Here is a 26974-nt window from a genome sequence, read left to right as displayed (position 1 = left end):
TCAGGCTAGGACCGTTTAGAGATCGTAGGCCTCATCCAGTGGCACGGAAGCGCCGGTGAATTCACCGTAGCTGTCATCGCCATAGATGGAATCTCCATACGTTGGGATTGAGTAAGCCGCATTGCGAGCTGCCTCAGTCGGTTTGACGGAGATGTTGCGGTAACGGGAAATACCGGTACCCGCCGGGATCAGCTTACCGATGATCACGTTCTCCTTGAGGCCGATCAGCTTATCGGACCGCTTGTTAATGGCGGCGTCGGTAAGCACGCGTGTGGTCTCCTGGAAGGACGCAGCGGACAGCCACGACTCGGTAGCCAACGACGCCTTGGTGATACCCATGATCTCCGAACGGAGCTCAGCGGGATGTCCACCAGCAGCAATAGCCTCAGCGTTAGCGGCCTTGGCCTCCGAAAGGTCAACGAGAGTACCCGGAAGGAACTCTGTCGCGCCGGACTCGATGACGGTGCCGCGGCGCAGCATCTGACGAATGATGATCTCGATGTGCTTATCGTGGATAGCCACACCCTGTGCGCGGTACACGTCCTGAACCTCGTCCACGAGGTGCTGCTCAACACCACGGCGGCCAAGAACCTCAAGCACGTCGTGCGGATCAGCAGGTCCGCGTAGCAGACGGTCGCCCACGTTCACGTGGTCGCCTTCTGACAAGGTGCGCTCGATCATGGCGCCCGGGTTGGATTCCATAGGAACCCGCACGGTAGCAAGACCCTGACGCTTGGAGAGCTTCTCGTAGACCACAACATCTGACCCATCGTCTGGGTTGATGGTGAGGGTGTAGAAGTTACCTTCATCCTCAAGGTGTACGGTACCTGCCACAGAAGCAATCGGAGCGCGATTCTTAGGAACACGAGCCTCGAAGAGCTCCTGGACACGAGGAAGACCACCGGTGATGTCACCACCGACGCCACCCTGGTGGAACGTACGCATTGTCAGCTGGGTACCGGGCTCACCAATGGACTGAGCAGCGACGATGCCCACTGCCTCTCCGATATCAACGAGCTTGCCGGTAGCCATGGACTTGCCATAGCACTTAGCGCACACACCGGTCGGGGTCTGGCAGGTAAGCACGGAGCGAACCTTGACCTCGGCAACGCCTGCGGCGATGAGCTTCTCGATGAGCTGATCGGTGAGGTTTTCACCAGCTGGTACCAGAACGTTGCCCTCGGAATCCTTGATGTCAACGGAAGCCACGCGGCCAGCAACAGAGGTCTCGATGAGGCTGTGTCCGGTGTAACCGGTGACGTTGCCCTGAGCATCCTTAACCTCAACGGCCACTGGGACACGAATGCCCTGCTTGGTGCCGCAGTCATCCTCGCGGACGATAACATCCTGCGCAACGTCCACCAGACGACGAGTGAGGTAACCCGAGTCGGCGGTACGCAGAGCGGTATCGGCGAGGCCCTTACGCGAACCGTGAGAGTTGTTGAAGTACTCAAGAACCGACAGGCCTTCACGGAAGGAGGTCTTAATCGGTCGGGTGATGTAATCACCCTTTGAGTTCACAACCATGCCCTTCATGCCAGCCAGCGTCCAGATCTGACGCATGTTACCGGCAGCACCGGACTTCACGATCATAGGAATCGGGTTGTCATCCGGATAGAGCTTCTCGACGGCATTACCGACCTCGTCGGTAGCCTCCTTCCAAAGCTCGACCAGACGGTCGTAGCGCTCGCGCTCTGTCAGAGCACCCTGCTCCCAGTACTTCCGCTCGATCTTTGCAGCCTCGGCCTCATAGCGGTCAAGAATTTCTTCCTTATTAGGAAGAACGAGCACGTCAGACATAGTGATGGTCACGCCGCTTCGGGTTGCCCAGTAGAAACCGGCGTCCTTCATCTTGTCCATCGTCTGAGCAACAGTAATCATTGGATAGGTCGCAGCGAGATCATTAATCACGTCGCCCAAGAGAATCTTGTTCGATCCTCCACCCTTACGGACCATAACGCCCTCAAGGTACGGGTAGTTCCACGGCAAGAGCTCGTTGAACATGATGCGGCCAAGAGTGGTATCAGCCAACCAGGTTTGTCCCTGCTCCCAACCCTCTGGGAACTGCTCTGCCTCAACCTCTACCGGCGGACGCAGATGGCTAATGCGTACCCGGATCTTGGCCTGCAGGCCAAGAACGCCACGGTCGCGAGCCATAAGTGCCTCAGCGTAGGAGGAGTACACACCCGTTGCTGGACCATCCTCAGTAGCAGGCTGGTATGCACCCTGACCACCAATTTCACCCTCAGTCTTGTCCATGGTGAGGTAATAAAGACCAGTCACCATGTCCAGACGCGGCATGGCAAGTGGCTTACCGGATGCCGGGGAGAGAATGTTGTTGGAGGCAAGCATGAGGATGCGCGCCTCGGCCTGTGCTTCAGCAGATAGCGGCAAGTGCACAGCCATCTGGTCACCGTCGAAGTCAGCGTTGAAGGCCTCACACGCGAGTGGGTGCAGCTGGATAGCTTTACCCTCAACGAGCTTAGGCTCGAAGGCCTGGATGCCTAGGCGGTGCAGGGTAGGTGCACGGTTAAGCATCACAGGATGCTCAGAAATTGCCTCTTCTAGAACGTCCCACACCTCAGGGCGCTGACGCTCAACCATGCGCTTAGCCGACTTGATGTTCTGCGCGTAATCGTTTTCCACAAGGCGCTTCATAACAAACGGCTTGAAGAGCTCAAGAGCCATGAGCTTTGGAAGACCGCACTCATGCAGCTTCAGCTGTGGACCGACGATAATAACGGAACGACCAGAGTAGTCGACACGCTTACCCAGCAAGTTCTGACGGAAACGACCCTGCTTGCCCTTAAGCAAATCGCTCAAGGACTTCAGCGGACGGTTGCCAGGACCGGTGACCGGACGACCACGGCGACCATTATCAAAGAGCGCGTCGACGGACTCCTGCAACATACGCTTCTCGTTGTTCACGATGATCTCGGGAGCACCGAGGTCGATCATGCGCTTGAGGCGGTTGTTGCGGTTAATCACGCGACGGTAGAGATCGTTCAGGTCGGAGGTAGCAAAACGGCCACCATCGAGCTGAACCATCGGACGCAGCTCCGGTGGGATCACCGGGATGCAGTCGAGCACCATACCAGCTGGGTCATTGCCCGAGCGCTGGAATGCAGCAACAACCTTGAGTCGCTTGAGGGCACGCATCTTCTTCTGGCCTTTGCCATTGTTGATGATCTCGCGCAGTTCCTCTGCCTCAGCATCGAGGTCAAAGTTGCGGATAAGGGTTTGGATGGCCTCCGCGCCCATACCACCGGTGAAGTAATCCTCGTAACGATCCACGAGCTCTTCATAGATGGTCTCATCAATGATCATCTGCTTAGGAGCAAGCTTGATAAAGGTCTGCCAGATCTCCTCAAGACGATCGATCTCGCGCTCAGCCCGCTCGCGGATGTGCTGCATCTCTTTATCTGCAGCCTTTTGCACCTTGTTGCGGGCATCGGCCTTAGCGCCTGCGGCTTCCAGCTCGGCAAGGTCCTCTTCCAGCTTCTGAGCGCGCTCTGCGATCTCAGACTCTGCGTCAGCCTCAACGTCTTTCTTCTCCAAAAGCATTTCTGCCTCAAGAGTGGTCTGGTCGCTGTGGCGAGCTTCCTCGTCAACACCAGTGATGATGTTGGCTGCGAAGTAAATGATGCGCTCGAGATCCTTTGGAGCCAGGTCCAAAAGGTAACCGAGACGAGACGGGACACCCTTGAAGTACCAAATGTGGGTGACGGGCGCAGCCAGTTCGATGTGGCCCATGCGTTCACGGCGAACCTTGGACTTGGTCACCTCAACGCCACAGCGCTCACAGATGATGCCCTTGTAACGGACACGCTTGTACTTACCGCAAGCGCACTCCCAGTCGCGGGTTGGGCCGAAAATTCGCTCGCAGAAGAGGCCGTCCTTCTCCGGCTTCAGGGTGCGGTAGTTGATGGTCTCCGGCTTTTTGACCTCGCCTTTGGACCAACGACGAATGTCGTCGGCAGTAGCCAGGCCGATGCGGAGCTCGTCGAAGAAGTTGACGTCGATCACGTAACTCCCTTTCCCCCCGGTTCTCCCAGGGGATCGTTTCAAAAAATGATGATGCTTTAAATTCCGCCTGCTTAGCAGCTTTAGCTGCCATGCAGACCTGATGTATTAGGCGATGTCGGCGTCGGAACGCTCGTCGCGAGACAGGTTGATGCCCAGTGAGGCACCGGCCTGGTCGAACTCGTCGTCATCCGAACCGGACAGCTCCATCGGAGTGCCGTCTGCAGAAAGAACTTCCACGTTCAAGCACAGCGATTGAAGCTCCTTGAGGAGTACCTTGAAGGACTCAGGGATACCCGGATCTGGAATGTTCTCGCCCTTAACGATTGCCTCGTAGACCTTCACACGTCCGACTACGTCATCAGACTTGATGGTCAGAAGCTCCTGAAGCGTGTAGGCAGCGCCATAAGCCTGCATTGCCCACACCTCCATTTCGCCGAAGCGCTGTCCACCGAACTGAGCCTTACCACCCAACGGCTGCTGAGTGATCATGGAGTAAGGGCCGGTAGAACGTGCGTGGATCTTCTCATCAACCAAGTGGTGCAGCTTCAGCATGTACATGTAGCCGACAGACACTGGGTATGGGAAAGGCTCGCCGGAACGACCGTCGAAAAGCTGTGCCTTGCCGTTTGCGTCCACCATGACATCGCCGTCGCGGTTTGGACGAGAATTGGTTAGGAGGCCTGCAACTTCCTCGTTGGTAGCACCGTCGAACACTGGTGTTGCGGTAAGCGAACCAGCAGGAACGTCGTACAGATCCTCAGGAAGCGTCTTAAGCAGCTCGGCGTTAGCGGGGTCTTCGGGGTCGATCTTCCAACCGGCAGCAGCCAACCAACCAAGGTGGACTTCCAGCACCTGGCCGATGTTCATACGACGAGGCACACCGTGCGTGTTCAGGATGATGTCAACCGGGGTACCGTCGGGCATGAATGGCATGTCTTCCTGCGGAAGGATCTTGCCAACAACACCCTTGTTACCGTGGCGACCAGCAAGCTTATCGCCGTCCTGGATCTTGCGCTTCTGGGCAACATAGACACGAATCATCTCATTAACACCAGGCGCGAGATCATCATCGTCTTCACGGGAGAAACGACGAACGCCGATGACCTTACCGGTCTCACCGTGAGGCACCTTCATAGAGGTATCGCGAACCTCACGTGCCTTCTCACCAAAGATTGCACGCAGCAGGCGCTCTTCAGGGGTCAGCTCGGTCTCACCCTTAGGAGTGACCTTACCCACCAAGATATCGCCGTCGCGGACATCAGCACCGATGCGAACGATGCCGCGCTCATCGAGATCCTTGAGCACATCCTCGGACACATTGGGAATCTCACGAGTGATCTCCTCCGCACCAAGTTTGGTGTCTCGGGCATCAATCTCGTGTTCCTCGATGTGGATCGAAGTAAGAATGTCCTCTTCCACAACACGCTGGTTGAGGATGATAGCGTCCTCGTAGTTGTGGCCTTCCCATGGCATGAACGCAACAAGAAGGTTGCGGCCGAGCGACATCTCACCGTTGTGAGTACCGGGGCCATCTGCGAGAACCTGTCCGGCCTCAACGCGGTCGCCCAAGTTCACCAATGGGATCTGGTTGTAGCAGGTGCCCTGGTTGGTGCGCTCAAACTTGCGCAGCATGTAGGTCTCACGGGTGCCGTCATCAGCCATCACGGTGATGAAATCAGCGGAGACGTTCTCTACAGCGCCAGCCTTTTTGTTGATAATGAGGTCGCCGGCGTCATAAGCAGCACGACGCTCCATGCCGGTTCCCACAAACGGGGCTTCTGAACGAACCAGCGGCACAGCCTGACGCTGCATGTTCGCGCCCATGAGGGCACGGTTAGCGTCGTCGTGCTCAAGGAACGGAATCATGGCGGTAGCCACAGAGACCATCTGGCGTGGGGAAACGTCTAGGTAATCAACGCTTTCCGGTGCCACGACCTGGATGTCACCATTTTTCACACGAACAGTAACGCTATCTGCGGTGATCTTGCCCTGTGCGTCTACCTCGACGTGAGCCTGACCAACCACAAAACGATCTTCCTCATCTGCGGTGAGGTAATCGATCTGATCGGTGAGAACACCGTTTTCCACCTTGCGGTAGGGGGTCTCGATGAAGCCGAAAGAGTTTACCCGAGCATAGGAAGCCAAGGAACCGATCAAACCAATGTTCGGACCTTCGGGAGTCTCAATCGGGCACATACGACCATAGTGAGAAGCGTGAACGTCTCGAACCTCAATGCCAGCGCGCTCACGCGACAGGCCGCCTGGGCCCAGAGCAGAGAGACGGCGCTTGTGTGTGAGGCCAGACAAGGAGTTGTTCTGATCCATGAACTGCGAGAGCTGGGAGGTACCAAAGAACTCGCGGATGGCAGCAGAAACCGGGCGCACGTTGATCAAGGAGGTAGGAGTAATAGACTCTGCGTCCTGGGTAGTCATGCGCTCACGAACCACGCGCTCCATGCGGGACAGGCCCACGCGGACTTGGTTCTGAATCAGTTCTCCGACTGTACGGAGACGACGGTTACCAAAGTGGTCAATGTCATCCGTATCCACAGGGATAACATCACCATTGGGTGCAACCATAGTGCTCTCACCAGCGTGGAGACGCACGAGGTACTCGAGAGTGGTTGCGATGTCCTGCTCAGTGAGAGTCATCAGACCCTCGTTGTCCCCACCGAGACCGAGTTTGCGGTTCACTTTGTAGCGTCCAACCTTGGCAAGGTCGTAACGCTTCGCGCGGAAGAAGGCGTTATCCAGCAGCGACTGCGCGAGGTCACGAGTCGGCTGCTCACCCGGACGCTGTTTGCGGTAGATCTCCAGCAGAGCCTCATCGGTGTTAGCTACACCGTCCGACTCAAGCGTGGACATCATAATTTCGGAGAAACCAAAGCGCTCCGTGATCTGCTCAGTGGTCCAACCAAGAGCCTTGAGCAGAACGGTCACCGGCTGGCGACGTTTGCGGTCAATACGGACACCAACGGTGTCGCGCTTATCCACGTCAAATTCCAACCACGCACCGCGAGAAGGGATCACCTTCACAGAGTGCAGCGGACGCTCGGTGGACTTATCAATCGTCTGGTCAAAGTAAACGCCAGGCGAACGAACAAGCTGGGAGACCACGACACGCTCAGTGCCGTTAACGATGAAGGTTCCCTTGTCGGTCATCATCGGGAAATCGCCGATGAAGACAGTCTGGGACTTGATCTCCTGAGTTTCATTATTGATAAATTCTGCAGTCACATAAAGCGGCGCAGAATAGTTAATGTCTTTGTCTTTACACTCATCGATAGTGTTCTTCATGTCCTCGAAGCGGGGCTCCGAGAGAGACAATGACATGTTTCCGGAATAATCCTGAATCGGAGATAGCTCCTCCAAGATTTCTTCCAGTCCGCTGGTTATGCGGACGCTTTCACCTAGCTCCTCCTGCTGACGAGCACGCCACTCGGGCGTACCAATGAGCCATGCGAAGGAATCTAGCTGAATATCAAGAAGTCCCGGGACCTCAATAGGTTCCGTAATTTTGGCGAACGAAAAACGTTCGGGAGCCCCGGGGATGTCGGCCACTGACTTGGTCTGGCGGGAGACTGCCAAGATGGGTCCTTCCAGCACCTCACGCGGCGGTGGCCCCGCAATATTGACCACCATAACCGCTGGTAATTGAGCAATCGGTCTGCTGAGGAGATAATGCACCTAGATAGCACGGAATGACCTTGTCAAATCGGTTTTTTCAACCGGACTGATCAAGGTCGTCGAACTAGCCAGATACATACTCCAGCGCAACGAAACAGCCTATACCATACTTTCCCCATTGTAAAGGGGGTGCCATATTAGTGCCTCATCGCTTACGAGGCCCAAAAGCGCCAACGGCTCCAACAATAGTCAGAATCACTCCGACCGCAAGCACAACATAATTAATAACTCGAACAATCTTGCCGTCCGACACGCTAGATGCCTGGTGCAAAAGTTCAGACACCTGTTCTTCACTTATTTTTCCATTAAAGGTAAGAACATCCTCGTGCTTCGCGCCTTCTGCGTCACCGAAATAATCATCGATTTTTTCTTCCACGTCAACTATCAGGCCGGTTTTTTGATCCACCCACCAGTCTCTAGTGCCAGAGTGAAAGAGATAACCGGGAGCGGCATCTTCCCCATTGCCTAAGGTTGTAGTGTTAAACACCGACTGATAGAGCTGTGCAACATTGGTAGGCTGAATCTCCTGGCGGTAACGGTATAGCGTACGCCCTTCTTTAGTAGCTTCCTCTGCAAAAACCGCGGGGAGGGTCTTACGCAGGGTGACATCAAAAACCTCATAGGTGGTTTTTTCTGCGTTGGTGGGAAATTTTAGCCACTGCCCGTCAATGTCTACGCTGCGCGTAGGGCTAGCTAGCTGGTCCGCCACTGTGGCCTGAGATGTTGCGGCGCCACTGAGCCGATCAATTGAATAAGACCATATGGTGGCGTTAATAAGACGGTCAAGATCTTTTTGTAAACTTTCCCGCATATCGGTCACACCGATTCGAACCGTGGCGTTCACATTATCGCTCGGAGGCAATATCTCCATGTGAAATTGACGTGTTACCGGAGCTTGCACCACAAGATCCTTGCCGACAACGCGAGTAGTAGCTTTTTCATCCCGCAAAGTAAGCGTGGTGTGAGAGAGATTAAGAGGCAATCGGGCGTCGCTTATTAAGAAGCGAGGAGCCAGCACCCCCCACATGATAAAGGCAAGCCCAAGCCCTAGGCCCAACACTGCGAGGATCCGTGACCGAGGAAGCATGACGGTGATGTTACCTTCTTTCTTCAATCTCAGTCTGAGCGGGGTCTCCACGCAGTGTTTACCAGTCCTATAAATCTATGGGCGCTCTCGAGGCTAATGCCAAGCTATTTCCGCTTTGCTATGTTCCTGGCTTGAGTAAAGAACACCACTCCACCGAGCATAGCCATAGCACCTAGGCCAAAGAGAAAACCAGTCCACCAACCACGTTTTCTCATAGACTCCCCTGTTGCAGCAATCTTCTCATTGCTGGCCCCTTGAGCCTCATCCGTTTTGCCCTCTGTTGTTTTCTTTGCAGACTTTGCTGATGCTTTCTTTTCCGTGGATTTTTTAGCAGATTTCTTCTTATCTTTAGAAGATTCTTTGTTTTTATCCGAGGATTTAGCAGAAGAGCTGCCCGAAGCTGCACTGTTACGCGGTTTATTTGGCTTTGCTGCATTACTACCGCGACCGGAGCTCCCGCCGCTAGAAGAACGGACTGGCGCAGGAGCATTCTGGTTTCCTGATCCCTGCTCACTGCCTCCGGTTTCAGTGCGCCCTGAGGCGTTGGAGGCCGGTCTGCGCTGCTCTTGTTTCCGCTCTGGCTCATTAGCGTTAATCGCTTTGAAGAGCGAGTCAGTCTGTCGAGACATAGCATTTAGTTCTCGATCGAGCTCACGGATTTCTTTGGCCAAACCCTTTAGGTCAACCGGAACGATCGGGGAAGGTACAGACGGCGCATGCTCTTCCGCGCGTGGCTCTTTGGACTCGGGGTGCTTGGTTTCCGGTTCTACGTTCTCTGGGTCTTTCTCCGGAGTTTTCTGGGGAACATCCGTCTCCGGCGTTTTTGGAACAGAAGTCTGTGGTTCTTGAGAACCCGGCGCCTTAGACTGTTCCTTTTTATTGTCTTTGTTAGTTTTCCGCTCAGTTTCTGTAGCGTCTGTTTCCTTAGTTTTTTCTTTCAAAGGCTTTTTATTAACAGACTTTTCTACGATCTCCTTGAGCGGAGTTACTTTTTCTTCTTTCACGGAACCTACCAAGAATGTGGTGTTAAAACTATACTCCTGGGATGCAGTTTTACCTTGAGATTCCTGGTCTTCCACCAAGAATTTAAACGTTGCTGTGTACGCACCTGGTTCTGTAAAGGCGAATGCTTGACGGTAAGAAGCCCCGCCTTCATATTCCCATGCTTGTTCAAGATCTTGAGAGTCAAAAGCGGTCTCCGCTTTCTCCTCGCCCATTTCTGCAGTCACCATGCGCCCTGGCCCATGATAATCCGTGAGAGATACCGTGATTTTCTTAGTAGCCGAAACTTGTTCAAAGTTAAATCCCACGGAAGGCGCATCTGGATTAGCGTCTTTTTCCTGTGGTAGATACCAAACAGGGGCTAAGTCTTTCTTTTCCTTCAACCCCAGCAAAGCACCTGGAACTCGCGCTGCATCACCAATGGCGAGCAAAGCTTCACCCGAGGCATATGTTTGAGGGACCTCAGTATTTGTAGTTAAAACGTCCTTCTCTTCCTTTGCCACTACCAAGGAAGCCACGTTTTGAGCGTCGTGTTTCTCTCCAGTCTTTTGCCCCGGAATCGTAATGCTCATGTCGCCTTTACGAAGAACCTTCTGCGGAGCTTTGGTCTTCTGGATAAGTTTTTCCCACAGGGAACGAACCTCTTGATCATTCAGCTTGCTGTTATCTCTGTCTGACGCCTCAAGCTTTTTCCCCTCTTTTATAAGCTTTTTCTCCAACGTCTCAGGAAGAAGCTCAGATTCTTCCTCCGAACCGCCCTCTAAAGTTTCAGGTTCTTCGGGTAGATCTTCAGTGCTTTCAGATGGCTTTAGCGTGGGCTCTTTATCAGAAGGCGCAACGCTACCAATGGGTAGCGTAAAGCTATTGATTTTTTTCCTTATGGATTCAAAGTCATGAGCAATGTTTTTATCTGTCTCTGAGTTGCTTTCCAACGCCGCGGTAGGTTCCGGATCTGCTGCTTCTTGCGCCAAGCCCAAAGGATTTTGCAGGCCACACAGAGCCGCAGCTAGGCCGACACCAACCAATGGACGTCCAATACGAGTAGTGATACGTTGTTTCCTCATGAGAAAACGGCTCCTTGTGAGTTGTCTGCCGAGATGCGGCGTTTGAATAATCCGCGGCGGGGTGAAAGACACCACGAGAGAAGGAAAAAGGCTGTGGCCACAAGCACGATGGTTGCCCCTGTAGGAAGGTCTAAGGCCCAGGAAAGATAGACGCCAACCAGGGACGAACACGTGCCCACCCCTGCTGCAATCGCAGACATGACGCTAAATTTATCTGTCAGCATTCGAGCTGTCGCTGCGGGAGTGACCAGCAATGCAAGCACCAAGATATTTCCAATAGTCTGGACCGAAATAACCACAGCAGCGGTGACCGCCACGTACAAGAGAACGTCGAGAAGCATCGTGGGCAGATTCATTGCGCGTGCGGTCTCTCGGTCCAAAGTGACTGCGGTAAACTGCGGTGCAAGAAGGGCTAACAGCACTATTACAACCAGCCCAACGACTGCGGTAAGAATAATGTCCTCCGTGGACACGCCAGTTATAGAACCGAAGAGAAAACTGGTTAGTGATGCCGTGTAGCCATCAACTTGAGAAATAAAAACCACACCCGAGGCAAAAGCCGCGGCAAAGAAGATACCAATAACCGTGTCTTCTTTTACGCGTCGCCGCTGGGAGAACATCGCGATGAGTAGGGCTACTACGGCTCCGGCGACTGCGCCGCCCAGCAGCACCGAGCCCTGCAAAACAAAGGCGATTGCGATGCCCGGAAAGACCGCATGAGCCACGGCGTCTCCTACAAAGGCCATGCCCCGTAAAACCACATGAGTGCCCACTACTCCGCACACGATGGAACTGATCACTGAGATCAACAAGGCCTTAGGCAAGAAGGCCAGGGCGGGATTGCTTAAGTCAGAAAAGAACTCCACGAGCGAAATCATGGTGCGGGCATTCCTTTCTGGGCGCTACGCGCATCCTCGCGACGTAAAGCGCCAACAGATACGAGCAAAGGCGAGTGTTCGCTCACGCTAAACGTCTCAATCCAGGGTTGCGGCCGTTCCAAATCCTCTGGGGCTGCGTCCGCCACGATCTGGCCGTTGAAAAGGAGAATGCGATCACAGGAACTTATCGCTTCAACCAAGTTGTGAGTGCTCATCACAATGGCGGTGCCTTCCTGGGCCAGACGATGGAATAGCTCTAATAGAGACTCTGCAGAGGGCATGTCCAAACCAGTAAAGGGCTCGTCAAGGAAAAGAACCTTGGGGGCGATAGAAAGCGCGCGAGCGATAAGAACCCGTTGTTTCTGGCCCCCAGAGAGCTCTCCTATCGGCCTGTCTGACAAATGCGCCATTCCCACCATGTCCAACGCACGGTGCACAGCATCAAAGTCCTTTTGACCAGCACGTTTAAACCAACCGATCAATCCAGTACGACCATTCATTACCAGACCGTGCACATCAATGGGATAATCCCAAGCAAACTCATGACGCTGCGGAACATAACCCGCATGGTTACGCACGCCGCGCCCCTGGACACCCGATATGGTTACGCGTCCAGAATCTGTGGGGATAAGCCCCAAGATCGCACGCATCATGGTGGTCTTTCCGGCACCGTTAGGGCCAATCAGCCCTATAAACTCGCCGGCTCGCACATCAAAATTTATGTCCTTCATTACTGTGCGGCCTCCCAGGCTCACGCCTAGACCACGCACTTCAATGACGGATGCGGCTTTACTCATCGTTGCCCATTCTGTGCAGCTGTTTCTTTACGCTTCTTTGCTGACGCCCGCATACGGAGCCCAGCGACCACGAATCCCAGAGCTATAAGAATCATCGCAACAAAGATCCATACGGCCACGGAACTTGATTTTTCCGAGGCGGGCGCGCCCTTCGCCGTAGAGCTTGCCGACGCCCCCTTCTCCTCGCCCTTTGTTGAGCTCGGGAGGTACTCACCTTCCCACTGTGCAGACTTCGCTTCTTCCAAGGCGTCCTTGCCTACTGCAAAGGTGAGCACCTCGGTGAACTCTTTGGTGGTGCCGTCGAGAAGCGGAATGAGCGCTCGTACTGCCACCTTGTGCACGCCTGGTTGCGTAAACACCCAGTTAGCGTGCGTGTGGGTATTCAAATCCACCCACATCGGCTGAGACTCCTTTTTTGCTGAGGTCCACAGCACCTGAGGCTCTGCAAAACCACCATTTTGCAGGAACAAAGAGAATTGTCCATCCCCCTCGTGTCCGGCAAATTCCAACGTGATACCACGGTCAGCGGACTTGGTCAGCGTGGGATTTTGGGTATTCCATCCCAGCCAAGGGACCCCATGTACCTCGCTCTGTGGAATTACCCACACCTGAGAGCCAGGTTGTGCACCAGTAAAGTCAAAGGATTGCGCTTCCTCGGGCAAAGTCTGCTTGGCGCTGTCATCCACAAGAAAAATGGTGTCTGATAAATGACGCCACTTTGGTGGAAACTCTGAGTCATCTCGCACCAGAAACCGAGTTTCTCCGGAGTCTGAATCCACTACAGGTCCTAGATCGGCGTGCCCATGATCGAACACTTTTTGGGTGCCAAGCGGCACTACATCCTCGGAATCCGTCACTGTCTGTTCTAAGGATGGGTCATCCTGCGTCTGAGCCAAAGCAGCGGCCGGGAATGCAATATGAGCAGCCGGCACCGCAATGCTCGATGCAATCACCATACTTGTTGCAAGCACTCCGACGCGTGCCTTGCTAAGGCAGGCAACTGGGATCCTAAATTTAAGATTGGTAGACACTGGTTTTGCTCCGATTGATGATCGATGCCTCAGAAAACATAAGGCGCTCGCTTTAATAAAGGATGTGATGAGTTTTTCTGGTGCTTAATGTTTAAGACGTATCTCGACGATCCCCCAGGCATTGCTGCAGACTCGCCGCATTTGCCCGCATGAGATCCACATAGGTAGTCACGTCTTCATCAAAAGAATCTCCTCGGATGGGACAGACTCGGATATTGAGGCGCTTAGCAGTTTCCAATAAATCCGTGGAAGCAACAGCCAACTGCGGCTCTAAGAAGACCGCTGGCACATGAAGATTTTTCAGGGTATTGGTCAAGGCTATGAGGTCGCGGGCAGAAGGCTCCACTCCCGGATTGGGAGTAACAAATCCCGCTACGTCTATCCCATAGGCATGCGCTAAGTAGGAGTATCCATCATGGGTGGTCACCAAGTGGCGATGCTCCTCCGGGATGGCGGCAATCGCATCTCTTACTTCCTGGTGCACCTTACCTAGCTGGTCAATATACGCATCTGCATTTGTTGTGTATTCCCGGGCACCTTGCGGATCCGCTGAAATAAGCTCGTCCCTTATCGTTTTTACAAACGCGATGACGTTATCCACATCATGCCACAAGTGTGGGTCAACTTCCCCATGCACGTGTTTGCCCAGCACAGCTTGAGGCAGTACATATACCTCGTCCCCCGGCGTTCCTAGGAAACGGAACTGAGATCCTGCGGGGATTTTCTGCAGCGTATTATTGGGGACTTCTATAACTGTCGAAGCCGAATCGTAGACGGTTGCTATGTCCTTGCCGTTGGCAGAATCTCCCTGAATCTCGATTTTTTTGCTATTTAGGTTAATCGAGACATCCTGATGGCCTTGGTTGATCACTGTGGCCGAGGTACCAGGGAGCGCACTTTCACCGCGTACTCCTACTGCCATGGTGATTGAGCTTGCGCCTACCGGAATAGGTCGAGCGCCACGTTCAGTAACTAATTCCGCCTCAATATCAATGACATACACACCGGGTTTACTAAAGGCCCAACTCACATGGGTATGCGCAGCAGCGGGCAACGTAATGGTATCGCCGTCATATCCACGCTCAGGGTGGAAGCCATCGCGCGAATTAAAGTACACTTCCGGCTTGCCAAAAGCCGTGGTCAGATACGCAGCAGCGTCCCCCGGGGCCTCCGAGCCGTCTATCCCGCGCACGCCCGTAACATGAATATTTATCTCACTATGAGAGTTTGCTCCTAGCTGTGCTCCGGTGCCCTCTACGCGCATGCCCAGCCATACAGAATCCAAGGTGACGTCTTCTACTAACTGCAGTAAATGTGCACCATGTTTGGTGGACTGTTCTCCAAGCGCAACCACCTTAGCAGGTGCCACCACGGCATTGTCGATGGCTCGTAGTACAGATTGTTGCTCAAGAAGCAGCCCGTTGGTAAAGATAACATCCGCGTTAGCTACGTTGCGGACGTCTCTCAGAGAAGGCTCATAGGTGTGAGGGTCTGCACCTCGTGGCATGAGGGCTGTTACACGAGCGCGGTCTCCTGCCACATTGCGCGCAATATCTGCAACGATCTGCGTAGATGCAACGACGTCCGTAATGCCGTCGACACGGCTAGGAAGATCCCTGGTGTCTGTTCCGCATGCAGCGACGAGGAAAGCACAAGCAACCAATGCTCCAGCACCCACCGACCTTTGATAGGCGCTGAGTATTGTCTTTGAATACATGATCAGAGCTATTTATTGCGGGTTATCGCCTTAACCAAACGAACTGTTCCGGCGCCGAATACCGCCAAACCAACGCCCAAGACTAAGAAAGCAGCAGTCATATAGGAAGGACCTGTCTCCGGCAAAGAATTACGCTTTGCTGGAGCAGCCGCCGGCGCAGGTTTAGAAGAAGTAGGCTTTGAGGATGTGGTGGCTCTAGAGGTGGAACGGCTCGAAGAGGTGCTGGATGATCGGTTCTTCCTATCATCGTTACCGCTACGGGCAGCCACCGCTACAGCTTCTCCTTCACCATCGCAGCTTGCTACCGTGTTGGGACCTCCGTTGCCCACGCTCCACACATAACGCGCCACATTACTCGATGCACCATCTGCAGTTGCTTGTACGCACATGGTATAGGTACCGGGTGCGGTAAAAACCCAGTTGGTATGCACATGCGCGGGTTCCTGCTGGGTGATCATCTCACCGCTTCTAACTTCAAAGCCGTTATTAGCCAAGATCGGAGTATTGCCGCCAAAAGAACCTGTTTGAAAAGCATAGATCTGCCCGGGGCCAGAGACTTTAACAAAATTGATGTCTACCTCGCCGAAACCACCCGAGCGGACACCATTGGTATCCCAGCCCGGCCAGATAAGATTTGGATCCTGAGTCTGCGGAAGATAATAGCCTGAAGTTCCGACCTCAGGGACCTGTGCCGTCTTATCCGTCCATGCTTCTTCTTTTACCCGCAGCGTTACAGAATCAGGATCACGCAACACATGAGAACCTGTTACGTCTTCCTTAAGATCAAGTTTAAGGTTTCCCCCATCGGCTGTTACGTTAAAAACGTCTATATGCCCGGAATCCAGCTCTAGATCCTCCGCCCACGCCGTCGGCACAAAGCTGGCAGACAACCCAACAAGAACAACCGCACTAGCAGCCGCGATCCGTGAAGTACGTGAGGAGCGAAGAGGGCGAGTGAACACGGAATTCCTTTACTTATATGGCATTTTTTAGTTCTGTATCTCAGCTATAAGGTTCAGCCGAACGACCTAATCATAATGGGAATTGCGTTCATTTGCAATAAGCAAACGCCCCCTTTTTCTCCCCTCCTTTTAATTTCCGCGAGGAACCAGATCCACCCGGTGCCAGCTTTACATCGCATCTCCGGTGTTGCCACATACGCTTACAGGATCCCTACCGTATTTTGGCAGGACAGAACCGCTTAAAAATCAAAAAAGAACATATAAAGACAAAACTCCCACCGGGAAAGCATCCTGCTTATTCCCGTGGGAGTGATGTTTGTAGTAATCGAAAGATTACTTGAGGGTAACCTTTGCGCCAGCCTCTTCGAGCTTAGCCTTAGCAGCCTCAGCGTCATCCTTGGATGCAGCCTCGATGATTGCCTTAGGAGCAGACTCAACGAGCTCCTTAGCTTCCTTCAGGCCCAGGCCGGAAACGATCTCGCGAACAGCCTTGATCACGCCGATCTTCTTAGCGCCAGCGTCCTCGAGAACAACGTCGAACTCGGTCTTCTCTTCAGCAGCAGCCTCAGCGCCAGCAGCGACCGGAGCAGCAACTGCAACAGGAGCAGCAGCGGTAACTTCGAAGACCTCTTCGAATTCCTTGACGAACTCAGAGAGCTCGATCAGGGTCATCTCTTTGAAAGCCTCAATGAGCTCGTCCTTGGTGAGCTTAGCCATAGTGGTAGTCCTTTCGATTGCGGGCTGTGCACCAGCCCAAAAGTATGTGGTTTTTGCTTAAGTACCGGATTCGGCGACCTAAGCTTCCTTCTTCTCCTGAAGCGCAGCGCCGAGGCGTGCGACCTGAGAAGCAGGAGCGTTGAACAGGCCAGCGGCCTTTGCCAAGTTGCCCTTCATGGCGCCTGCCAGCTTCGCAAGAGTGGTCTCGCGGTTGTCCAGCTCGGCGATAGCGTTGACCTGATCAGCGTTCAGAGCATCGCCATCCATGTAGCCACCCTTGACTACGAATGCCTTGTTGTTAGAAGCGAACTTCTTCATCGCCTTAGCGGCATCAACAGCCTCGCCCTTAATAAAGGCGATAGCGGTTGGGCCGGAGAGGAGATCATCAAGGCCCTCGACGCCAGCTTCTTTAGCAGCCAGCTTCAGCAGGGTGTTCTTGGCGACGGAGTACTGGACATCCGCACCGAGCGAACGACGCAGCTCAGTAATCTGAGCAACGGTCAGTCCGCGGTATTCGGTGATAACGATGGAGTCGGTATCTGCAAAGCGCTCTTTGAGCTCTGCAAGCGACGATACGTTCTTCGGGTTTGCCATTACTTCGCCTCCTTCCTCTTGTATCTCTTGGGTATCTGATCCGCCGAGGCTTTCACCAGCGCTAGCCAATAAAAAAGCCCCGTGCAAGAGCACAGGGGCGCACATACTCCGAAAGGAGTGTGAACTCTAAGTGTCTCCTGCGTGGGCCGTTCCAATCTCTTGGAATCCTTCGAGCCTAAGGCTGACCGACGGTCTTCGGTGAAACTTGAGTACGAGCCGAATTCGACTCATTCAAACTTCGAGCGATAACGCTAATGCACAACGTGACTTTTAGCAAATCGAAATGCCTCACGCGACTTTCCGCCTCGTGCATCCTGGTCTTTAGCTCAGCTTTTACTCTGCAAAAGAGTAATCCGTATAGCCTTTAGGTCCTCCCACATAAAAGGTATCGGGATCAGGGACATTAAGCTCTATGCCTTCTTGCCACCTGCGCACTAGGTCAGGATTAGCAATGAGCTCACGCCCCACGGCCACTGCGTCGGCGTATCCCGACTCAACGATGCCCACGGCTTCTGCGTACTCGGTATAAGTACTGAATCCGGAATTAAGTATCACAAATCCACCAAAGGCCTCCGCAAGCTGATGAACAAAGTCGCTGCGGTAATCCGCGTGGAGTATGGAGAGATACGCGAGTTCTAAGCTGCGGATTTCATTGAGAAGCACCCGATACTTGGCCAAGGTCTCCTCACGATCAGTCTCCAACACACCTTGAATATTGTGCTCCGGTGAAATACGCAGGCCTACCCGGTGTGCACCGATTTCCTCAGCTACTGCTTGAACAACCTGAATCACAAACCTGGCCCGGTTTTCGGGCGTGCCGCCAAACTCGTCCGTACGCACATTAGAGGAAGGACTTAAAAATTCGTGCAACAGATAACCGTTTGCGCCATGCAGTTCCACGCCATCAAGACCAGCATCGACGGCACGACGGCTAGCTGCCACGAACTCCTGCTTCACTCGTTCAAGTTCCTCTGCCTCAAGGGCATGAGGAACGGGAAGATCAATTTTTCCAGCAGGAGTACGCATCTGCGTTCCCGAGGCAACTGCGCTGGGGGCCTCGGGCAACACGCCGCCATTCATCGACTCATGGCTCATACGCCCAGCATGCATCACTTGCATAACTACGCTCCCGCCTGCCGTATGAACCGCCTCAGCGACCTTGCGCCATCCCTCCTGCTGCGCACTATTGGCAATGCCCGGTTGTCCGCTAAAACCACGGCCACGAAGTGTCGGATACGTTCCCTCCGTAACAATCAAGCCTGCCGACGCCCTCTGCGCATAGTATTCAGCGTGCAGCGCGCCAGGGACACCGTCTTCACCCGCGCGGAGCCTCGTTAATGCCGCCATCGTGATCCGGTTGCGGAGGTTTAAAGCTCCCGCTTGAGCAGAAGTAAAAAGTGAAGTCATGGCGAAGCACCTTTCTGCGATTAATAAATAAGGTCTTGAAGCCATTCAACAGCCTCAAGACCCACATCATTCCGCGTTATCACTCTCTCCCTGTTCAGAGCGCTATTTTTATACCAGCTCGTTGTTTATGCCAGGGCGCCCATCGGATCCCACGCCGGGAGCACGTGAGGGGTCTTAGTTAATGCCTGGCGGTATTCCTCTGGAAGCCGCGAGGCCGGCACCGCGACTTCAAAAACATACTCTTCAAACCAGGAGTCACTCATTGTCCAGAAACCTTTATCGGCCTTTTCTGTTCCCCAAGAGTTCTCTACTCGCCAACGATTCACGGTTGTGCCGTCTTCTGCAAGGTCCATACCAGTAAACACCATCGCGTGAGTCATCAAAGAATCACCGGTCAAGAGTCTTTGGGTCTTCGACATATCAAAATTCACGCCATATAGACCCTCATAATCAAACAGGTGGGCGTCCCACAGCCCAGCATCTGAATATGCTTGCACCTCGGTATCGCAGCCAAACCACACCGGGGTGGCGTCGATAAGCGAATCTCGGACAGCATCTCGCAATACCTCTATTGGGGCATTGACGTACGTCACCGGAGGTGCCCCGACAACATTACCTAGGTACTCCACCGTATAGAGTTCGCCGAACGCGTTACGTGGGTCGTTGACCACACAAACATAATCGCCGAGATCATCAGGAAGATAACGTTGTGCAAAGTCCAGGGGAGTCAATGTCCCCTCACGTACAAAATCATCGTCTTTGGTGCGGTACTGCCATTGGAATGTCTCAGGGGGGACACCAAGATGCGTAGTAATTACCTTAAAAGCGCTTTCTAATGCTTCTTCGCGGGCACCCGGAACGCCGTCTCTTATGCGGAGGGCTCCTCGACGCAAAACAGAAGCTAAATCTCGGTTCATGGCGTAGGTATTACTGCTGGAGAACGTCTCGGGCATAGCGTATTGCGGAACCACACCATATTTTTGAACCAAGGCAACAAACATATTCCACTGACCACCATCATCAATCGGGTCGTGCAATAGCTTTTCTACGGTCCTATCCGTCAGATCCCGGTCCCGCAGCTCATCCATCGCGCAGAGAAAGTAGTTTGCTTTTTCTACTTTGTCCCAAAAATGGATATATGTCTGGGATAACTCAAAGTCTTTGATGGCGGTTTCCTTCATGATCGCACCACGCAAAGAATTCAACCCCGCGAAGATCCAGCAGCGACCGGATTTCTTTTGATTAGCTACGGTCCAGGAATCCACTTTGGTGGACACAGAAGTGTCTAGAGAGCGCACCGCCTCACGGTTAAGCGCAACCTTAGTAGCTGAGCTCACTGCAACGGCATTGCGGGCTAATCGCAGAGTCGGGTCTTTGAGCAATTCGGTGTTTATCGCAGACACCGAGTTCATAGTTAGTTCAGTCATGAGTCTTTAAGTTCCTTAAGCCTTATGCGGTATCGGTGTCTAAAACATCAGGTCATAAGCCGGAAGTCGGACAGGCTCCGTGTCCAAAACTTTATGTAGTTTCTCCGGAACAAAATCACGTTTTATAGCAACATAGAAAACGTTATCCTCAAACCACTCGTCCGACATGGTGGCGTAGCCTGCGCCCACGAGCTCTGTTTTTTGGTCATTCAGTTGGGAACCCCAGGAATTTTCCACCCGCCAAGCACGTATGGAACCGTCACTATTACGGTCAAAGCCACTGAGTACCATCGCATGAGTCGGCTGAGATTCTCCAGAAATGAAACGCTCCTCTTTTGTAGAATCGAGCGCCACGCCATACACTCCGGCCAGGTCAAGGATCGAGGGATCCCATACTCCTAGTTTGCGGTTAAACTGCCGATTCACGTCACATGCAAACCACACAGGCTCCCCCGCTTCAATGCTTGCGGCCACGGCATCTTTAAGCACGCTCATATCCATATTGACGTAGTTATGCTCTTGTGCGCCAACAACGTTGGTGCACAATTCCACCAGGAAACGGGTGTTCTTTGGCTTGTCACTCCGCGGGTCCTCAGCAAGCACTACCGTGTTGTTAAAATCTGGCAAATACTTTTCTGCAAACTCACGTGGCGTAAACATACCTTCCCTGACAAAAGTGTCGTCTTTAGTGCGGTATTGCCACATAAACTCAGTCGGCGGCGCCCCCAAATGCACAGTGATCACACGCTGAGCATCCCTAAGCGTGGCATCCACGATGGCGTCAGCTTCCGTGTCACTCTCGGCATCCCGTATTCGGCATGCCCCGCGACGCAAGACATGTGACAATGCCCGATTCAGTTCCCTGGTATTTCCCGCAGACTCGACTTCTGGCATGGCATAATCCGGAACCACACCATATTTATGCACCAGATTTCCAACATAGCCGTACCATCCCCCATCCTCAGCCGCGAAACGTAGCAGCTGTGCAATCACCCTGTGATCAATATCCTGGTCTCTTCGTGCTCGTATTTCCGTTAAAAAGAACCGAGAGCGTTCCAACTTGTCAAAGTACTGCACATACGAGTACGAAAAATTAAAATTTTCCAGATTAAGCTTTTTTGCTATTGCATGGCGATGCACATTCAATGCAGCAAATAACCAGCACCGTCCCGAGCGCTTTTGGTCGGTCACCGCCAGTGAGTCAAGCTTGTGTTCTACAGTGTGATCGAGCTTGACCACAGCCTCTCTATTAAGTGCGGCGTCATCAATCCCCACGGAGGTAACCGCATTGCGAGCTCGGGTAGCAGCGAGATCATCAAGCAGCTGCGAGCGCAAATGCGCAAGGGTTTCTTGGTTAAGCGGGACAAAGGAATTCATGGTGACGGTTATACACCTAACCGCCTATAGAAACCACAAAAAATACCTCCTACCCGTTGTGTGGGGGTAGGAGGTATTCCGTGCTTAAAGCACCTACACTACGAGATTTTACTCAGCGGTGTAGTTCTTCTGGATGGAGGTGTCAACAGGAACACCAGGGCCGGAGGTCGATGCAAGGGTGACCTTCTTAACGTAAATGCCCTTAGAAGAGGAAGGCTTGATGCGGTTGATCTCATCGAGCAGTGCGCCATAGTTCTCAGCGAGAGCTTTAGCGTCAAAGGAAGCCTTACCAATAACAGCGTGCAGGTTAGCAGCCTTATCCACACGGAAGGAGATCTTTCCGCCCTTGACATCGGCGATTGCCTTGGCAACGTCAGTGGTAACGGTACCGGTCTTAGGGTTAGGCATCAGACCACGGGGGCCGAGAACGCGAGCAACGCGTCCTACTTTAGCCATCTGGTCTGGGGTTGCGATCGCAACATCGAAGTTGATGGTGCCAGCGGTGATCTGCTCGATCAGCTCGGTGGTACCCACGATGTCTGCGCCTGCTGCCTCAGCCTCGGTAGCCTTCTCGCCCTCAGCGAAAACAGCAACACGAACAGTCTTACCGGTTCCGTTAGGAAGGGAAACGGTGCCGCGAACCAGCTGATCAGCCTTGCGAGGATCAACGCCGAGACGGATAGCAACGTCGATGGTTGCGTCGTAGTTCTTGGAGGAAGTCTCCTTGACCAGCTCAGCAGCCTTCAGCGGGGTGTAGAGACGACCCTTGTCGATCTTCTCAGCGGCGGCGCGGTATGCCTTAGATTTTTTGTTGCCCATTGTAAATCCTTTGAATTTCTAGATGAGGATGTGTGGTATGCGGGCCGGAGCCGGCCCTACCACGGAATAACTGAGGAATTAGTCCTCAACAACGATGCCCATGGAACGGGCAGTACCAGCGATGATGCGAGCAGCGTTATCGATGTCGTTAGCGTTGAGGTCTTCCAGCTTGGTCTGAGCGATCTCGCGGACCTGCTCCATGGTGACCTTGCCCACCTTCTGGGTGTGCGGGACGCCGGAGCCCTTCTGCAGACCAGCAGCCTTGAGCAGCAACTTAGCTGCTGGCGGGGTCTTCAGCTTGAACTCGAAAGAGCGATCTTCATAAACGGTGATCTCAACAGGAACAACGCTGCCGCGCTGGTTCTCCGTTGCAGCATTGTAAGCCTTGCAGAACTCCATGATGTTCACGCCATGAGCACCAAGAGCCGGACCAACTGGCGGAGCCGGGTTAGCCTGGCCAGCCTGGATCTGCAGCTTAATAAGGCCGGTGACCTTCTTCTTCGGAGCCATCGTTTACCTGCTTCCTTGTTAACAGTAGTAGTGGCAATTCGATGGTTATAGGAACCACTACTGCCGTCCGGATGCCGAGCCCCAAGCCTCCGCAACAACACTATAGTTGCTGCTCAGCCCGTAACCCGGCCACCGGGAATGTACGTTTCTTTGCGCAAAAACACGCGTTTTACCATGCTACAGCAAACCCCGCTACCTGCCAAAACATAACGGCAAAATAGCGGGGAAAGGGAGAAAAGTTCGAGCGCCACCTGGGCGCGTTGGCCCTCATCCTATCTGACAAGAGCCAAACTCATTAGCTAACTTTTTCCACCTGATCAAAGTTGAGCTCAACCGGAGTTTCACGGCCAAAGATAGACACCAGTGCCTGCAGCTTATTGTTCTCGGTGTCAATAGCAGAGATCGTGGCGGAAACTGAAGCAAGCGCGCCGGAAAGAATCGTAACGGCCTCGCCAACCTGGAAATCAACCTCAACCTTAGGCTTGCTGGATGCGCCCGGCATAGCCACGACCTTCTCGCCCTCAGCGTTAACAGCATTGCTCTCGCCGCCGTCACCAGCCACAGATTCCTGCGGCATGAGGAACTTAGCCACATCGCGATGCTTCACCGGGGTTGCGTTGCCCTCGTTACCCACAAAGCTGGTCACACCAGGGGTATCGCGAACAACCGACCAAGAGCGGTCATTAATATCCATACGAACAAGGACATAGCCAGGAAGAAGCTTGCGCTTAACCAGCTTACGTTTGCCGTCGCGAAGCTCAACAGCCTGCTCGATCGGGACCACAACGTCAAAGATAGAATCCTCAACCTCAAGAGTCTGCGCACGCATGTCCAGGTTGGTCTTCACTTTGTTCTCATAGCCGGAATAGCACTGGATGATATACCAAGAACCCGGCAACTTCTTCAGCTCACGCGTGTACTTACGCAGACGCGCCTTATATTCGGCATCGCCATCTTCAACAGCTCCGGCAAGTGCTGCCTCCGCGTCTACTTCCTGGACAGGCTGCTCGACTGCCTCATCCAACTCGACCCCAGCCTCTGCTGCTTCCGTCTCCGCGGCGATGGTCGCCTCTACGGCGTCATCAAAAGCCTCGGCAAATGAACCGCTATTGTTCTCGTCGCTCATGTGTCTTTTCTCCTGAAGTGTTGACGTTCGGAATTCATGGTACCCCGAGACGTGCAATAAATTATCCCGCCGATCCAGGGGATCCGACGGGATGTTTTTAGCTTTACGCTCATCCTACCTAGCGGGTAAGGACCTTCTCAACTCCCAGCCCCGCAACAAAATCTACGCCTGCAACAAGTGCAGTCATGAGAATAAGGAATGCGAAGACGATAAGTGTGTAGTTGATCATCTGCTTAGCAGTAGGCCAAATGACCTTCTTCATCTCCGAGGCAACTTCAGGCACAAAGGCAACAACCTTGTTGTTCTTCTTGCCCTCACTGTCTCCCGCAGGTGCGACCTTCTTAGCCTCATAAGAAGAAGTGGAGGTGGTGTTCACACCAGCGAGCTGGCGTTTACCGGTAGGACGCGATGCAGCGCCCACCTTCTCAGGCTGTTGTTCAGTCACAGCTCTCCTCGTTGTTGTCTACGATGCCGATTGTACGACGCTCTTACACACCGTCGCTTCCAGAGCATCTTTTACCGTTACCGTACCTTGGTACCCGCCTGCAAAGCTAACAGCGCAGCAAGCAAGCCACACAGCCACAACACAAGCTCAGGTCAAAGAACTCCGTTTTGAGGATAGGCATACTACCTGTCCCCGGTTATCGTGACGACTATATCAGACTTCTTTAAGGCTAGGAATTAAGCTCAATAACATCTTTCAACATCGAAGAAATCACACACTTTAACAGCAAAACCGGCAGATGTTTAGCATCTGCCGGTTTCTTTTGCAGGGGCGACAGGACTCGAACCTGCAACCTACGGTTTTGGAGACCGTTGCTCTACCAATTGAACTACGCCCCTAGGCGGTTGTTTTCGATCACTCGAAAGCAACATGGGCAACCTTACTAGACCACCCAACAAAAGGGAATTCCTATGGAAAAAGCACCGGAAAGCATCCCAGTGCATAGCCATTCAGCATATTCCCTAGTAGCGATGGCGAGAATTGAACTCGCGACACAGCGATTATGAGTCGCTTGCTCTACCACTGAGCTACACCGCCCCAATCTCCCACCTGAACAATGCCAGATAAAAGAACAGAGCCCCCTGACAGAATCGAACTGTCGACCTTTTCCTTACCATGGAAACGCTCTGCCGACTGAGCTAAGGGGGCGCAGCCTCTTGTTGTGAACCAGATTTCTCTGGGCCGCTCCGTTGAAGCCTCACAAAGATTAACCCGATCATAGCCATTAATACAAATCACCAGTTCATGACACTTTTAAGAGCCGAAAACACACATCTAAAACACGTACAGTCTTCCTTTTAAAGAAATCCTCCAAGAAGGACCTTCGACCGCACCCCCCTTCGCTGCCAAATCACCCAGCCCCCCATGGCACCCTTGCACGCCACAACGCCCCACCCCAAGTAAGGCTAAAGACGCCAAAAAGCCCCAGCATTTTACTGCTGGGGCTTAGTTGGTGCCAGGTAGAAGATTCGAACTTCTGTAGGCAATGCCGACGGATTTACAGTCCGCTCCCTTTGGCCGCTCGGGCAACCTGGCGTGCTCCATGTTCATGGTGCGCTACATACTGTACTACGAATCTAGTAGGCAAAGGCAAATCACTACCCTGACCTGCCCTTTACCCCACGCGCTGCACGGTAAAACGAGCAAGGTTGCGCAGTGCTTCTGTTGTTGCATTCTGGGGCAAAAGCTCCAGCTGAGCCTCTGCCTCGTTGAGGTAGTGGTGAACATCTGCAAGCGCCCGGTCTCGCCCCGTGGACTGGGTCAGCAAGTCAAGCACCCGAGCAACGGTCGTGTCATCCGTCACTGGCCCTGTAAGCGTTGCACGAAGCTCCTCGCCTATTGGTGTCTGCTCACGCAGTGCATAAAGAACCGGAAGCGTGAACACGCCCTCACGCAGATCGGTCCCCGGGGTCTTACCCGAGTCTTCAGAATCCGAGAAAATATCTATGATGTCGTCGACTATTTGGAAGACCATACCGATTGCTGCACCGTATGCCCGGAGTGCCTCAATATGATCGGCAGTCGCCCCGGAATGCAGCGCGCCTAGGTAGCCAGCGGAAGCGATCAGCACCCCCGTCTTTTCCCGGATCACAGCCATATAATGCTCGATCGGGTCGCCTTCCCCCACACCGATGGTTTCTCGCATTTGGCCAGTAACCAAATCGCCGAAGGTTTCGGAGAAGTGACGTACCGTATCAGTGCCCAAATCAGCCATGAGTCGAGAGACGTGGGCCAGTAGAATATCGCCGGCCAGAATGGCTACGGAATTGTTCCAACGCGCGTTGGCGCTTTCCACGCCGCGTCGTTTAGCAGCTTCATCCATCACGTCATCGTGGTAGAGGGTGGCCAAGTGCGTCATTTCAACGACTACGGCAGCTTTGATCACGTCCTCAGACACGGGATGATCCCCGTATTGAGATGCCAAAAGGGCGAACATGGGCCGGAAACGTTTTCCACCGGCGTTCGCGAGGTGCTTGACCTTCTCCACGATAAAGTCTTCGCCGACGCAGAGCTCCTTTTGGAGTAGTTCCTCGACACGAGTCATGCCGGCGGAAATATCCTCGTTGAGGGCGGGGTTACCGAGGTCAACTCGCGTACCGGTGGACGTGCTTAATCCTTCGGCACCGTTGCTCATTCCAAAACTGCCTTTACAAGGTCATGGCAGCAGCCACCCCACATCGGGATGGACAACCGCACTTAGCTTTCTACAACTAACCCCCTAACCGTAGTCGAAACTGCCAG

The 26974-nt window shown here is 53.5% G+C and carries 19 protein-coding genes and 4 tRNA genes; all 23 read right to left on the bottom strand.

From position 1 onward, the window contains the following. Positions 1 to 15 precede the first annotated feature (15 nt). The 23 genes from CpATCC19410_RS01675 to CpATCC19410_RS01565 all read right to left on the bottom strand — a co-directional run bounded on the left by CpATCC19410_RS01675 (position 16) and on the right by CpATCC19410_RS01565 (position 26867). Positions 16 to 4026 carry a DNA-directed RNA polymerase subunit beta' gene (locus CpATCC19410_RS01675; protein ID WP_038615790.1) on the bottom strand — a complete coding sequence of 1337 codons (4011 nt, stop codon included), beginning with the start codon at positions 4024 to 4026 and terminating at the stop codon, positions 16 to 18. 105 nt (positions 4027 to 4131) lie between these two features. Continuing rightward, entirely contained in the window at positions 4132 to 7632 is a 3501-nt protein-coding gene (gene rpoB, locus CpATCC19410_RS01670) for a DNA-directed RNA polymerase subunit beta (protein WP_014558578.1), read from the bottom strand. A gap of 226 nt (positions 7633 to 7858) precedes the next feature. After that, positions 7859 to 8800: a cell envelope lipid trafficking protein PgfA gene (gene pgfA / locus CpATCC19410_RS01665; RefSeq protein WP_013241178.1), complete on the bottom strand. Its 942-nt coding sequence runs from the start codon at positions 8798 to 8800 to the stop codon at positions 7859 to 7861. 104 nt (positions 8801 to 8904) lie between these two features. Then, positions 8905 to 10866, bottom strand: a complete 1962-nt coding sequence (locus CpATCC19410_RS01660) for a hypothetical protein (RefSeq protein ID WP_013241177.1) — start codon at positions 10864 to 10866, stop codon at positions 8905 to 8907. Continuing rightward, complete coding sequence (locus tag CpATCC19410_RS01655; RefSeq protein WP_013241176.1) at positions 10863 to 11744, bottom strand: anchored repeat-type ABC transporter permease subunit; 882 nt, start codon at positions 11742 to 11744, stop codon at positions 10863 to 10865. The genes CpATCC19410_RS01660 and CpATCC19410_RS01655 overlap by 4 nt, the downstream gene beginning before the upstream one ends. Beyond that, positions 11741 to 12541, bottom strand: coding sequence for an anchored repeat-type ABC transporter ATP-binding subunit (locus tag CpATCC19410_RS01650; protein ID WP_014300454.1), 801 nt, complete (start codon positions 12539 to 12541; stop codon positions 11741 to 11743). Before CpATCC19410_RS01650 ends, CpATCC19410_RS01655 begins: the two co-directional genes overlap by 4 nt. Beyond that, complete coding sequence (locus tag CpATCC19410_RS01645) at positions 12538 to 13572, bottom strand: choice-of-anchor M domain-containing protein (RefSeq protein ID WP_013241174.1); 1035 nt, start codon at positions 13570 to 13572, stop codon at positions 12538 to 12540. The genes CpATCC19410_RS01650 and CpATCC19410_RS01645 overlap by 4 nt, the downstream gene beginning before the upstream one ends. A gap of 91 nt (positions 13573 to 13663) precedes the next feature. Continuing rightward, positions 13664 to 15289, bottom strand: a complete 1626-nt coding sequence (locus CpATCC19410_RS01640) for an anchored repeat ABC transporter, substrate-binding protein (protein WP_013241173.1) — start codon at positions 15287 to 15289, stop codon at positions 13664 to 13666. An 8-nt stretch (positions 15290 to 15297) separates the two neighbouring features. Beyond that, positions 15298 to 16251 (bottom strand): choice-of-anchor M domain-containing protein, encoded by a 954-nt coding sequence (locus tag CpATCC19410_RS01635; protein ID WP_013241172.1) that lies wholly within the window; start codon positions 16249 to 16251, stop codon positions 15298 to 15300. Positions 16252 to 16584: 333 nt separating this feature from the next. Next, positions 16585 to 16968, bottom strand: coding sequence for a 50S ribosomal protein L7/L12 (gene rplL / locus CpATCC19410_RS01630; protein ID WP_014400973.1), 384 nt, complete (start codon positions 16966 to 16968; stop codon positions 16585 to 16587). A 78-nt stretch (positions 16969 to 17046) separates the two neighbouring features. After that, positions 17047 to 17562 (bottom strand): 50S ribosomal protein L10, encoded by a 516-nt coding sequence (gene rplJ, locus CpATCC19410_RS01625; protein ID WP_014300452.1) that lies wholly within the window; start codon positions 17560 to 17562, stop codon positions 17047 to 17049. Positions 17563 to 17895: 333 nt separating this feature from the next. Further along, positions 17896 to 18969, bottom strand: coding sequence for an alkene reductase (locus tag CpATCC19410_RS01620; RefSeq protein ID WP_014522341.1), 1074 nt, complete (start codon positions 18967 to 18969; stop codon positions 17896 to 17898). A 125-nt stretch (positions 18970 to 19094) separates the two neighbouring features. Further along, a complete protein-coding gene (locus CpATCC19410_RS01615) occupies positions 19095 to 20396 on the bottom strand; it encodes a C1 family peptidase (RefSeq protein ID WP_013241168.1) in 1302 nt (433 codons plus the stop codon). A 39-nt stretch (positions 20397 to 20435) separates the two neighbouring features. Beyond that, positions 20436 to 21773, bottom strand: coding sequence for a C1 family peptidase (locus tag CpATCC19410_RS01610; protein ID WP_064792958.1), 1338 nt, complete (start codon positions 21771 to 21773; stop codon positions 20436 to 20438). A 108-nt stretch (positions 21774 to 21881) separates the two neighbouring features. Continuing rightward, positions 21882 to 22592: a 50S ribosomal protein L1 gene (gene rplA, locus CpATCC19410_RS01605; protein ID WP_013241165.1), complete on the bottom strand. Its 711-nt coding sequence runs from the start codon at positions 22590 to 22592 to the stop codon at positions 21882 to 21884. A 78-nt stretch (positions 22593 to 22670) separates the two neighbouring features. Next, the gene (rplK, locus tag CpATCC19410_RS01600; protein ID WP_013241164.1) at positions 22671 to 23102 is read right to left on the bottom strand and encodes a 50S ribosomal protein L11; all 432 of its coding nucleotides are present in this window, start codon (positions 23100 to 23102) and stop codon (positions 22671 to 22673) included. Between the two features lie 295 nt (positions 23103 to 23397). After that, positions 23398 to 24228, bottom strand: a complete 831-nt coding sequence (gene nusG, locus CpATCC19410_RS01595; RefSeq protein ID WP_013241163.1) for a transcription termination/antitermination protein NusG — start codon at positions 24226 to 24228, stop codon at positions 23398 to 23400. 118 nt (positions 24229 to 24346) lie between these two features. After that, positions 24347 to 24673 carry a preprotein translocase subunit SecE gene (gene secE, locus CpATCC19410_RS01590; protein ID WP_013241162.1) on the bottom strand — a complete coding sequence of 109 codons (327 nt, stop codon included), beginning with the start codon at positions 24671 to 24673 and terminating at the stop codon, positions 24347 to 24349. Positions 24674 to 24998: 325 nt separating this feature from the next. Beyond that, positions 24999 to 25071 (bottom strand) — tRNA-Trp (locus CpATCC19410_RS01585). A 127-nt stretch (positions 25072 to 25198) separates the two neighbouring features. Further along, positions 25199 to 25270, bottom strand: a tRNA-Met gene (locus tag CpATCC19410_RS01580). A gap of 38 nt (positions 25271 to 25308) precedes the next feature. Continuing rightward, positions 25309 to 25381: transfer RNA gene (locus tag CpATCC19410_RS01575), tRNA-Thr, on the bottom strand. 302 nt (positions 25382 to 25683) lie between these two features. Further along, a tRNA-Tyr gene (locus CpATCC19410_RS01570) sits at positions 25684 to 25768 on the bottom strand. A 79-nt stretch (positions 25769 to 25847) separates the two neighbouring features. Further along, positions 25848 to 26867: a polyprenyl synthetase family protein gene (locus CpATCC19410_RS01565; protein WP_013241161.1), complete on the bottom strand. Its 1020-nt coding sequence runs from the start codon at positions 26865 to 26867 to the stop codon at positions 25848 to 25850. Positions 26868 to 26974: the final 107 nt, after the last annotated feature.

Origin of the sequence: Corynebacterium pseudotuberculosis, assembly GCF_002155265.1 — a bacterium.
GTDB classification, from domain to species: domain Bacteria; phylum Actinomycetota; class Actinomycetes; order Mycobacteriales; family Mycobacteriaceae; genus Corynebacterium; species Corynebacterium pseudotuberculosis.
The sequence above is the reverse complement of the archived record's forward strand: the minus strand, read 5'-3'. Positions and strand labels throughout refer to the sequence as shown.